The organism is Isoptericola sp. NPDC057191 (genome assembly GCF_042670225.1).
In the GTDB taxonomy this organism is placed as follows: domain Bacteria; phylum Actinomycetota; class Actinomycetes; order Actinomycetales; family Cellulomonadaceae; genus Isoptericola.
The window spans coordinates 41264-52206 of the sequence record NZ_JBHUWC010000004.1 but is presented as its reverse complement, the minus strand read 5'-3'; the positions used below and the strand labels follow the sequence as shown (position 1 = coordinate 52206).

The 10943-nt window shown below is 73.7% G+C and carries 11 protein-coding genes and 1 riboswitch; of the genes, 1 reads left to right on the top strand and 10 read right to left on the bottom strand.

Features of this window, described 5'->3' with window-relative positions:
• Positions 1 to 142 precede the first annotated feature (142 nt).
• The 7 genes from ACFT55_RS01615 to ACFT55_RS01585 form a co-directional block, all read right to left on the bottom strand.
• The gene (locus ACFT55_RS01615) at positions 143 to 577 is read right to left on the bottom strand and encodes a (deoxy)nucleoside triphosphate pyrophosphohydrolase (protein ID WP_380240805.1); all 435 of its coding nucleotides are present in this window, start codon (positions 575 to 577) and stop codon (positions 143 to 145) included.
• Positions 578 to 670: 93 nt separating this feature from the next.
• Positions 671 to 904: a LuxR C-terminal-related transcriptional regulator gene (locus ACFT55_RS01610; RefSeq protein ID WP_380240803.1), complete on the bottom strand. Its 234-nt coding sequence runs from the start codon at positions 902 to 904 to the stop codon at positions 671 to 673.
• Positions 905 to 1153: 249 nt separating this feature from the next.
• Positions 1154 to 1522: a glycine cleavage system protein GcvH gene (gcvH, locus tag ACFT55_RS01605; RefSeq protein WP_380240801.1), complete on the bottom strand. Its 369-nt coding sequence runs from the start codon at positions 1520 to 1522 to the stop codon at positions 1154 to 1156.
• 65 nt (positions 1523 to 1587) lie between these two features.
• Positions 1588 to 2742 (bottom strand): glycine cleavage system aminomethyltransferase GcvT, encoded by a 1155-nt coding sequence (gene gcvT / locus ACFT55_RS01600; protein ID WP_380240799.1) that lies wholly within the window; start codon positions 2740 to 2742, stop codon positions 1588 to 1590.
• A gap of 98 nt (positions 2743 to 2840) precedes the next feature.
• Entirely contained in the window at positions 2841 to 5765 is a 2925-nt protein-coding gene (gene gcvP, locus ACFT55_RS01595) for an aminomethyl-transferring glycine dehydrogenase (RefSeq protein ID WP_380240797.1), read from the bottom strand.
• Positions 5766 to 5979: 214 nt separating this feature from the next.
• Positions 5980 to 6087: riboswitch (glycine riboswitch) on the bottom strand.
• Positions 6088 to 6164: 77 nt separating this feature from the next.
• Positions 6165 to 6821: an HdeD family acid-resistance protein gene (locus tag ACFT55_RS01590; protein ID WP_380240795.1), complete on the bottom strand. Its 657-nt coding sequence runs from the start codon at positions 6819 to 6821 to the stop codon at positions 6165 to 6167.
• 79 nt (positions 6822 to 6900) lie between these two features.
• Positions 6901 to 7809 (bottom strand): LysR family transcriptional regulator, encoded by a 909-nt coding sequence (locus tag ACFT55_RS01585; protein WP_380240793.1) that lies wholly within the window; start codon positions 7807 to 7809, stop codon positions 6901 to 6903.
• A gap of 193 nt (positions 7810 to 8002) precedes the next feature.
• Here ACFT55_RS01585 and ACFT55_RS01580 point away from each other — a divergent pair, with 193 nt between their 5' ends.
• The gene (locus tag ACFT55_RS01580) at positions 8003 to 8326 is read left to right on the top strand and encodes a hypothetical protein (protein WP_380240791.1); all 324 of its coding nucleotides are present in this window, start codon (positions 8003 to 8005) and stop codon (positions 8324 to 8326) included.
• 7 nt (positions 8327 to 8333) lie between these two features.
• On the opposite strand, the gene ACFT55_RS01575 is transcribed toward ACFT55_RS01580, so the two are convergent.
• From ACFT55_RS01575 to ACFT55_RS01565, 3 genes are all read right to left on the bottom strand, one after another.
• Positions 8334 to 8828 carry a DUF6328 family protein gene (locus ACFT55_RS01575; RefSeq protein WP_380240789.1) on the bottom strand — a complete coding sequence of 165 codons (495 nt, stop codon included), beginning with the start codon at positions 8826 to 8828 and terminating at the stop codon, positions 8334 to 8336.
• The gene (locus ACFT55_RS01570; protein WP_380240787.1) at positions 8825 to 9604 is read right to left on the bottom strand and encodes an endonuclease/exonuclease/phosphatase family protein; all 780 of its coding nucleotides are present in this window, start codon (positions 9602 to 9604) and stop codon (positions 8825 to 8827) included. Before ACFT55_RS01570 ends, ACFT55_RS01575 begins: the two co-directional genes overlap by 4 nt.
• A 154-nt stretch (positions 9605 to 9758) precedes the next feature.
• Positions 9759 to 10940, bottom strand: a complete 1182-nt coding sequence (locus tag ACFT55_RS01565; protein WP_380240785.1) for an aminotransferase class I/II-fold pyridoxal phosphate-dependent enzyme — start codon at positions 10938 to 10940, stop codon at positions 9759 to 9761.
• Positions 10941 to 10943 lie beyond the last annotated feature (3 nt).

The following is a 10943-nucleotide window of genomic DNA, read 5'->3' as shown; positions in this document are numbered from 1 at the left end:
GCTGCCCTCCCGCGTCACGACGGCCCTGTCCCCTGACCCGGTTGGCAATTTTCTCCACACCGTACCGGGTGTCGGGCAAGTGACTTCACGGCCGCGCGCGTCCGTGTGGCCGGCCGGAGCGCCGACCAGGGGGCAGCCTCGTCTAGCGGCTGACGTCGACCCCGTCGAGGGCCGCGGCCAGCGCCTCCACGATGCGCACGTCGCCGTCGAGCCAGTCCACGCCGAACAGGTCGTCACGCCCGAGCCAGCGCAGCTCGTCGTGCTCGACCAGGGGTGCAGGGTCGCCGTCGGTGACGACGGCGAGCCAGAGCCGCAGGTCGTGCCGGTCGGTGATGATCCAGGCGCCGTCGTCGGGCCCGGGAAGCTCGTCGCCGAGCTGGACCCGGACGCCGAGCTCCTCCACCAGCTCGCGGTGCAGCGCCTCGACCGGCGTCTCCCCCGGGTCGACCTTGCCGCCCGGGAACTCCCACCGGCCCGCCAGGTGGGCCGGGCGGCTCCGCCTGGCCGCGAGCAGGCGGGCCGGACGGTCGAGGTCGTCGACGATCGCGGCAGCGACCACGAGGCGGCGTGCAGTCATGAGCGGAGTCTTTCATCCGGGCCCGGACGTGCGAGAGCCCCGCACCGACGACCTCCCCTGTCGTCGAGCGGGGCTCCTACATCACGCGTGCGGTCAGCCGATGCCGTACCCGGACTGTCGCGCCCATGCGACGGCCTCGGCCCGGCTGGAGACGCCGATCTTGCGGTACACGCTGCGAACCTGCGACTTCACCGTGTTCCGCGTGACGAACAGCTTGGTCGCGATCTGCTCGAGGGTGACGTCCTCGGACAGGTTGGAAAGAACCACTCGCTCGCGGCGCGTCAGCAGGCGGGACGTCGTGGGGCCAGTCAGCTCGATGGTGCTCATCGTTCTTCCTCCTCGACGGCCGCCGACCGTTGGTCGACCAGGGGAAGCCGTCATGGATGAGGAGGAACGTGCAGCCTGGTCATGACGCAGATTTCTGCGCGTTGTCGCGACGGCGGGACGTCCACGGCCGGCTTCGGACCCCGTGGAGGCGAAGCCGGCCGTGTTGTCGCAGGTCAGCGCGGTTATCCCAGGCAATCAACCCATATCGGACCCGAAAGTCACGATTTGGTCACGGAATCCGGGAAAGCGTCAGCCCGCCTGCGCGGCGTACTGCTCGGCCGTGAGCAGGTCCCCGCGACCGGTCACGTCCACCTTGAAGAGCCACCCCGCACCGAACGGGTCGGAGTTCACCACGGCGGGGTCGTCCACGGCGGACTGGTTGACCTCGACCACCGTGCCGCTCACCGGCGAGTACAGCTCCGAGACCGACTTGGTGGACTCGATCTCCCCGACGACGGAGCCCGCCTCGATCGTCGCGCCCACCTCCGGCAGCTCGAGGTAGACGACGTCGCCGAGCGCGTCGGCGGCGACGGACGTCACGCCGATGGTCGCGGGGGACGCGTCGTCCACCCACTCGTGCTCGGCGGAGTAGCGGAGGTTCTCGGGGAAGTCGGCCATGGGACTGCTCCTTCAGGGGCTTCGGCAGGTGTGGAGAGGATCAGGACGGTCAGAGGACGATGGTCCTACGCACGCTGGTAGAACGGCAGCGGCACGACGACGAACGGCTCGGCGCGGCCCCGGACGTCCACCGCGAGGGCCGTGCCCTCCGCGGACACCTCGGGCGTCACGTACGCCATCGCGACCGGGTAGCCGAGCGTGGGCGACGGCGCGCCGGACGTCACGTGGCCGACGACGGCGCCGACGGCCCCGTCCAGGCCGCGCTGCACGACGTCGTACCCGGCACGGGCGGGCCGGCGCCCCTCGCCGCGGAGCCCGACGAGCACGCGCGCCGGCTGGCTCTGGGCACGTGCCGCCAGCGCGGCGCGGCCGACGAACGGCAGCGGCTCGCCGTCGGAGTCGGTCTTGTCGAGCTTCACGACGCGCCCGAGGCCGGCCTCGTACGGCGTGGTGGTCTCGTCGAGCTCGTGCCCGTACAGGGGCATGCCCGCCTCGAGACGCAGGGAGTCGCGCGCGGACAGGCCGGCCGGGACCAGGCCGTGCCCCTCCCCCGCCGCGAGCAGCGCCCGCCACAGCTCCACGGCCTGCCCGGCGGGGACGAACAGCTCGAAGCCGTCCTCGCCCGTGTACCCGGTGCGGGCCACGAGCGCCGCGACCCCGGCCACGGTCGCGGGAGCGGAGGCGTAGTACTTCATGCCGCGCACGGTCTCGACGTCGTCCGCGGCCGTGAGCGAGGCGAGGATCTCCTCCGCACGCGGCCCCTGCACCGCGACCAGCGCCGTCTCGGCCGACCGGTCCGTGACGACCGTGTCGAGGCCGGCGGCCCGCGCGACCAGCTCCGTCGCGACGCGCGGCGCGTTGCCCGCGTTCGCGACGACGAGGAAGTGCTCGTCCGCGAGCCGGTAGACGATGAGGTCGTCGAGCACCGCGCCGTCCTCGGCGCAGATCATCGAGTACCGCGCCCGGCCGACGCCGATCGCGCTCGCCTTGCCCACCAGCGCCAGGTCGAGCGCCGCGCCCGACCCCGGGCCCTCGAGGTGGATCTCTCCCATGTGCGACAGGTCGAACAGGCCCGCGGCCTCGCGCACCGCTCGGTGCTCGGCGAGGTCCGAGGTGTACCGCAGCGGCATCAGCCAGCCCCCGAACCCGGTGAGGCTGGCACCCAGCGCGACGTGCTCGTCGTGCAGCGGCGTGGTCTTGTCCTGCTGGTCCTCGGCCATCGAGGCTCCCTTCGGTGCTACTCAGGTCGTGCGTTGTGAGCGGGCGTTTGGCCCCGGTTCATCCCCGAATCAGGGCCACACGCCCGCCCACAACCGGGTCAGTGGGCGGTGGGCTCGGCGTACGACTCGAGGGGCGGGCAGGCGCACACGAGGTTGCGGTCGCCCTTGGCGCCGTCGATGCGGCGCACCGGCGACCAGTACTTGCCCGCCCGCAGGCTCGGCAGCGGGAACGCCGCCAGCTCGCGGGGGTACGGGTGCTCCCACGTGTCGGTCATGACGCTCGCCGCGGTGTGCGGGGCGTGGCGCAGCGGCGAGTCGTCCGCCGTCCACTCCCCCGCCCCGACGCGGTCGATCTCGCCGCGGATGGCGATCATCGCGTCGACGAAGCGGTCGAGCTCCGCGAGGTCCTCGCTCTCCGTCGGCTCCACCATGAGGGTGCCCGCGACCGGGAACGACATCGTGGGGGCGTGGAAGCCGTAGTCGATGAGGCGCTTCGCCACGTCCTCGGCCGTCACGCCCGTCTCCGCCGTCAGGGGGCGCAGGTCGAGGATGCACTCGTGCGCCACCAGGCCGTTCTCGCCCGTGTAGAGCACGGGGAAGTACGGGTGGAGGCGCGACGCCACGTAGTTGGCGGTCAGGACGGCGGCCTTGGACGCCTCCGTGAGCCCGTCCGGACCCATCAGCGCGAGGTACGCGTACGAGATCGGCAGGATCCCCGCCGAGCCGTGCGGCGCCGCGCTCACGGGCGCGATCCCCTCGTGCCGGGCGACGCCCGGGGTCGGGTCGGCCGGCAGGAACGGCACCAGGTGCGCCGCCACGGCGACCGGGCCCACGCCCGGGCCGCCGCCGCCGTGCGGGATGCAGAACGTCTTGTGCAGGTTGAGGTGCGAGACGTCGCCGCCGAACTCCCCCGGCCGCGCAAGGCCCACCAGGGCGTTCAGGTTCGCCCCGTCGATGTACACCTGACCGCCAGCCTCGTGTACAAGATCGCACACCTCGCGGACGTGCTCCTCGTAGACGCCGTGCGTCGACGGGTAGGTGATCATGATCCCGGCCACCTGGGGACCGTGCGCGGCGAGCTTCGCGCGCAGGTCGTCGAGCTGGATCTCGCCGTCGTCGGCGGTCGCCACGACGACGACGCGGAGCCCTGCGAGGGCCGCGGACGCCGCGTTCGTGCCGTGCGCGGACGCCGGGATCAGCACGATGTCGCGGTGCTCGTCGCCGCGCGACCGGTGGTAGCCCTTGATCGCCAGCAGGCCGGCGAACTCCCCCTGCGAGCCCGCGTTGGGCTGCACCGACACCGCCGCGTACCCCGTGATCTCCGCGAGCTGCGCCTCCAGGGTGGAGACGAGCTCCGCGTAACCGAGCGCCTGGTCGGCGGGCACGTACGGGTGCATGTCCGCGAAGCCGGGCCAGCTGATGGCCTCCATCTCCGCGGTGGCGTTGAGCTTCATCGTGCACGAGCCCAGGGGGATCATCGTGCGGTCCAGGGCGAGGTCCTTGTCGCTCAGCGCGCGCAGGTAGCGCAGCATCGACGTCTCGCTGCGGTGCAGGTGGAAGATCGGGTGCTGCAGGTACGGCGTGGTCCGGGTGACGGCGGCCGGGAGGCCGGCGTCCCGGGAGGCCGGGACGTCCGTCGCCCCGAACGCGGCGAGGACGCCGGACACGTCCGCGGCCGTCGTCGTCTCGTCGCAGGCGATCTGTACATGATCGGCGTCGGCCTTGTACAGGTTGTAGCCCGCGTCGGCGGCGGCGGTGACGACCTCCTGGGCGCGACCCGGGACGACGGCCCGCACCGTGTCGAAGAAGACGTCGTGCTCGACGGTGATCCCCGCGGCGCGCAGGCCGGCAGCCACGTCCGCGGCGCGCGCGTGGGTGCGCTCGGCGATCGCGCGCAGGCCCTCCGGGCCGTGGTACACGGCGTACATCGAGGCGACGATGGCGAGCAGCGCCTGCGCGGTGCAGATGTTGCTCGTCGCCTTCTCCCGGCGGATGTGCTGCTCCCGGGTGGCGAGCGCGAGACGCAGGCCGGTGGCACCGTCGGCGTCGGTCGAGACACCGACCAGGCGGCCGGGCAGCTGACGCTCGAGCCCCTGGCGGACCGCCATGAACGCGGCGTGCGGGCCGCCGTAGAACAGCGGGACGCCGAAGCGCTGCGCGGAACCGACAGCGACGTCCGCGCCGAGCTCGCCCGGAGAGGTGAGGAGGGTGAGGGCCAGGAGGTCCGCGGCCACGGTGACGAGCGAACCGCGCTCCTTGGCCTCGGCGACCACGCCGCGCGCGTCGAGCACCCGCCCGGACGCGCCCGCCTGCTGCACCACGACACCCACGAGGTTGCCCTCGGGCAGCGTCCCGCCCGCGGCGACGAAGGCGTCGAGCCCCGCCTCGAGCCCGGCGTCGAGCCCCACCACGACGACGGGCAGCCCGATGGCCTCCGCGCGGCCGCGCGTCACCGCGAGGCTCTGGGGGAACAGGTCGGCGTCGAGCACCACGTAGCCGCTCTTCGCCCGCGAGGCGCGCCACATGAGGGCGACGGCCTCGGCGACGGCCGTCGCCTCGTCGAGGAGGGACGCACCCGCGATCCCCAGGCCGGTGAGGTCCTCCACCGCCTGCTGGAAGTTGAGGAGCGCCTCCAGCCGGCCCTGCGAGATCTCCGGCTGGTAGGGCGTGTACGCGGTGTACCAGGCGGGGGCCTCGAGCACGTTGCGGCGGATCACCGGGGGAGTGGTGGTGCCGTAGTAGCCGAGGCCGATCATCTGGCGCTTGACCTGGTTCTTCCCGGCGAGCTCGCGCAGGTGCGCGAGCACCTCCGCCTCGGAGCGCGCCGCGGGCAGGTCGAGCGGGCGGTCGGCGCGGATCGTCCTCGGCACCGCGGCGTCGACGAGCGCGTCGAGGTCGGAGTAGCCGAGCTGCGTGAGCATCGCCGCGATCTCCCGGCCCCGCGGGCCGATGTGCCGGTCGGCGAAGACGTCGGGGTCGACGACGGTGCCCTGCGAGGGTGTGTCGTACGGGGTGGTGGTCACGTCGGACGCTCCGTGGGTCGGGCCGGGGCAGGCGGGGGACGGGCAGGTCCTCCCCGCTCTGTCATCCGACGCGCACACGTCGACCTGAGAGTTTTGCCGGTCCGCCGTGGCGTCGTCGCGGGGCTGGCCCCGCGACGCGACGGGGCGCGCCGACTTGCACCGTCGGTGGGCCCACCCGTCGCTGACGACGACGTGGGCCGCTTTCCAGAGTTGCCTCGCCGTGACGGTACGGGTGCCTGAGAGATTCCCGGGGAGGGTTGCTCCTTCGGCGCCGGCCGGCCCTCCTTCGGGGGCGCGGCGCGAGCTCTCCCGTCGCGGTTCGAGCGGCTATGTGGCGGCAGCACCAGGGTGCCGCTGCGTTGTGGTGGCAGCCGGGGCTGCCGTGTGACGCGGCCGATCCTACCCGGCCTCGCCGTCCTGCCGGGCCTTGCGTGCGTCACGGGCTCGCGTGCCCGTGGCGAACGCCCCCACCACGAGCACGGCGCCCGCGAGCACCAGGTACATCGCGAGGAGCTGGGCCGACGTCGCGACGTCGGCGCCGGGGCGCAGCAGCATGACCAGGCCGAGCACGACCCACAGCACCGCGTTCACGAGCTGCCAGTCCCAGGAGGCGGTCCGCAGGGCGCGGCCCCGCAGCCCGCCGATGACCCCGACGACGCCTGCCGCACACGCCCACACGGCCACGACCAGGTACATCACCGGGCCCGTCATGGACGGCCACACGATGACGAGGACGCCCGCGAGGAGGCTCACGACGCCCGCGATGAGCCGCCAGCTGATCTCGTCGCCCGCGCCCTCCGGCCGGCCGGAGCGCTTCGTCGGGGCGCCCTCGACCGTGAGCAGCACGCCCTGCGCGACGATCAGCGCCCCCACGATCCACCGCACCCACACCAGGCCCCGGTCCGGGTTCGCGAAGAGCACGATGCCCGCAGCGAGGTACAGAAGTGCGCGCAGGTAGACCAGCCCCCACAGGCGCCGCACCACGCCGAACGTGCGGTCGGACAGGGGAGCGGCCCCCGTGCCCGAACCCGCCGACCCCGCAGTCGTGTCGCTCATGGTCGCGATGCTAGGAGCGTCCACGCCCGGACGCGCGCCGGGCGTCGCCGGGGCTCGGCGGCCGGCCCGCGCCACGGGGTCAGCCGAGCTCGAGGTCCCGGGTCACCTCGACCATCGCGTCGACGACGGCGCGCACGGCCGGCCCCGGCTCGTGGCGGGTGGCCCGGTGCCGCGCGACGATGCGGCGGGTGCCGAGGCCTGCGAGCCGGGCGACCTCGAGCCCCTCGGGCACGTCACCGCCCTGCAGCGCGAGGGCGGGGAGCATCGCGACACCCTGGTTCGCGGCGGCGAGCGCGAGCGCCGTGTCGAAGTCGAAGAACCGGTGGCGCTGGTTCATGGTGGTGCCCAGCGTGCGCGCCAGGCGGCGCAGCGCCCGGTCGGAGGCCGTGTCCTTCTCCGCCCCGATCCACTGCAGGCTCGCGAGGTCGTCGAGCCGCTCGGGCATCGGCAGGCTCGCGGGGACGACGACGCACCAGGGCTCGTCGAGCAGCGGCACGTCGTGCACCCCGCGCGGGGCGGGGGCGTCCATGTCGGCGTCCCGCTCGAGCAGGATCACGTCGAGGTCGCCGGCACGCAGCATGCGGACGGCCTCGGCGGGCTCGTGCTCGCGCACGTCGACCTCGACGCCCGGGTACCGCTCCGCCAGATCCATGAGCATCGGCGCGACGACGGCGCGGATCGCCGTCTGGAACGCGCCGAGGACGACGCGTCCGCTCACCCCCTCGCCGAGCGCCGCGATCGCCTGGCGGGCCTCGAGGAGCTCGCCCTCGATGCGCTCGCCCGCCTCGGCCAGCACCCGACCGGCCGGCGTGAGCGTCACGCCGCGCGGCCCGCGGTCGAGGACGGCGAAGCCCTCCTCTGCCTCGAGGCGCGCGATCTGCTGGGAGACCGCGGACGGGGTGACATGCAGAAGGTCTGCTGCCGCGAGCACGCCTCCAGCACGGTGGACGGCAAGGAGGAAGGCAAGTCTCCGTGGGTCGGTGGCCATGTAGTGATCCTAACTACCTGTCGGAGAAAGATTTGATTGTGCTGAACGCCCTTCGTACCGCAGAATCGTTTCGACGCCAAGCCGGTGCCTCGCCCCGGCCCCCCGGTTCCCGGTGGCCGGCGTCCACATCCCTCAGTTCCTTCCTCTGTCGTGGCACAGGTGTGCCGCGCCGACCTACCCGGAGGTGCCCGTCATGACGATCTCCCTGCTGACCGTGATTACTGCCCTCGGATGGGCCGGCGCCCTCGCCGGGCTCATCGCCTACGGGATGGTGAGCAAGGGCCGCTGGACCGCGAGCTCCTTCGCGTTCCAGATCACCAACATGTGCGGCGCGGTCGTGATGACCGTGGTCGCGGGCGTCAACGGCGTCTGGCCGTCCGCTGCCGCGAACCTCGCCTGGATCGTCATCGGCGCGCAGACGCTCCTGACCGTGAGCAAGGCGCGGGCCGCGGCCCGGCGCGAGCAGGAGGACGCCCTGCGCGTCGAGTCCGCCGCACAGGTGGACCTCGCCGCCTGAGCCCCGGCTAGCTGCGCCGCCGGACCACGAGCGGCACGACGACCCAGAGCACCAGCAGCACCCCGAGGATCGACGCGCCGACCACCACTCCCGCGGCGCGGCTCACGACGACGTCGAACACGAGCATCACGGCGCCCGTCATGACGAACGCCATGAGCACGATGGCGACGCGCGTCATCCGGTCACCACCGGTGACGATCTCCTGCTTGAGCCGCCGCCGGAACAGGGCGCGGTGCAGGGTGACGGGGGAGACGAGCATCCCTGTGGTCGCCACCGAGAGGACCACCAGGACCAGGTAGAGGCCGACCTGGTACGAGTCCAGGTCGGCGAAGCGCTGCTGGAACGGCAGCGTCAGCAGGAACCCGGTGAGGATCTGCACGCCCGTCTGCATGACGCGCAGCTCCTGGAGCAGCTCGACCCAGTTCCGGTCGGAGCGCTGCTCCGGCGTCTCCGAGCGGCCGCGCCCGTGGTCCGGGACGCCGCCCGTGGGCTCGTCGGTCATGCCGCCTCCCCGCCGAGCGCGACGTCGACCACGACCGCGCGATGGTCGCTGACACCGAGGTCCACGGCGCGCGCGGACCCGGTCGCCGTCACCGGGCCGTCGGCCAGGACATGGTCGATGCGGAGCCGCGGCCGCGTGCGCGGATAGGTCGGCACGTGCACGAGCTCCCGCCAGCCCGTGCGCCGGGCCGGCAGGTCACCGCGGGTGTTGAGGTCACCCAGCAGGACCAGCGGCCGCGGCGCGTGCCGCACCCGCCGCTGTAGCCGGCGCAGCTGCGCACCCTTCCACGGCTCGTTCGTGGACAGGTGCGTGGCGACCACGGTCAGCGGGCCGTCAGGGGTCGCCACGGTCGCGGCGAGGGCCACCCGGGGCTCGTCCACGCCGAGCGGCGGGACCCCTGGCAGGTTGAGGCCGGGCAGGCGCATCGCGTGCCAGGCGCGCACCGGGTGGCGACTCAGCAGCGCGATGCCGTAGCCGGCCGGGGCGGGCATGCGGCCGTCGTCCCCGGTGGCGCTGCGCGGGGCGCGACGACGGCGCCAGGCCGGGTCGAGGGACCCGCGGATCGCGGGGAGGAAGCGGTGCTCCGGCATCCCGAGCGCCGCGGCGACGCGGTACGCCTGCGCCTCGCCGCCGGACCGCCCCTGGCCGTGGTCCACCTCCTGCAGGGCCACGACGTCGGCGTCCAGCGCGGCCAGCGCCGCGCCGAGCCTCTCGAGGTCCACCTGCCGCCCGTCCACCAGCGCGTGCTGGACGTTCGCCGTCACCAGCCGGATCATCCGTCCTCCGTTCGCGAGCCCGTACGCCCCTGCGAAGGCGCACCGCGCCCCGAGGTAGAGCGAGCCTCCCGCACGACGCGGCGTCTCGCACCACCTCGCGGCGCGCGGGCAGCCCCGGCGCCAGAGGTCGGCAGCGAGTGCGGCAGAGAGCCCGTCAGAGGGTGCGGTGCCAGGCCACGATGCGGTCGACGGCGCGGGTGACGACGTCGGGCGCGGCGGCGAACGAGAGGCGGACCCAGTCCCCGCCGTGCACGGTGTCGAAGTCGGCACCGGGCGTGAGGGCCACGTCCGCCTCGGCGAGCAGCCGCCGGCAGTAGGCCACCGAGTCCCCGCCGACGGCGTCGCGGAAGCCGGACACGTTGCCGTACAGGTAGAACGCGCCGTCTGCGGGGGCGACGGGGCGCCAGCCGAGCTCGTCGACGCGGTCGAGCAGGGCGGCGCGCGACACCGCGTACCGCGCCACGTTGTCGGCCGCGGCGGCGTAGCCCGCGGGGGAGAAGGCGGCCACGCCCGCGTGCTGCGCCAGCGCCGGCGGCGAGAGCGCCACGTTGCCCGCGAGCGCGTCGACGGGACCGACCAGCTCGTCGGGCAGCACCAGCCAGCCGAGGCGCCAGCCCGTCATGGCCCAGTACTTGGAGAACGAGTTCACGACGACCGCTCCCGAACCCGTGTACATCGCGGCCGTCGCCTGCTGTACATCGGGGGAGTAGGCGATGCCGTGGTAGATCTCGTCGCTGATCAGGCGGACGTCGTGCTCCTCGCACCACCCTGCGAGAGCGGCCAGCTCGGCGGGCGGCAGCATCGTCCCGGTGGGGTTCGCGGGGGAGGCGACCACCAGGCCGTCCAGGCCGCCCTCGTAGTACGCCTCCATGAGCTGGGAGACCGTGGGCTGGTAGCGCGTGCCCGGTCCGCAGTCGAGCTCCACGACCTCGCACCCCAGCGCCGCGAGGATGTTCTTGTAGGCGGGGTACCCGGGCCTCGCGAGGGCCACCCGGTCCCCGACGTCGAACGCGGCGAGGAACGCGAGCAGGAACCCGCCGCTCGACCCCGTCGTCACGGCGATGCGCGCCGGGTCCACCTCGACGTCGTACCAGCGGCGGTAGTGCCCCGCGATCTCCCGGCGCAGGGCGGGCACGCCCATCGCCTCGGTGTAGCCGAGGTCGGCGTGCCGGAGCAGGTCGGCCGCCTTCTCCCGGACGACGTCGGACGCGCCGGTCGACGGCTCGCCCGCGCACAGGTTGAGCACGTCGCGGCCGGCGGCGCGGCGCTCGTTGGCGGTGGCCAGCACCTGCATGACGGCGAACGGCGGCACGTGGCTGCGGCGCGAGACCTTCATGCG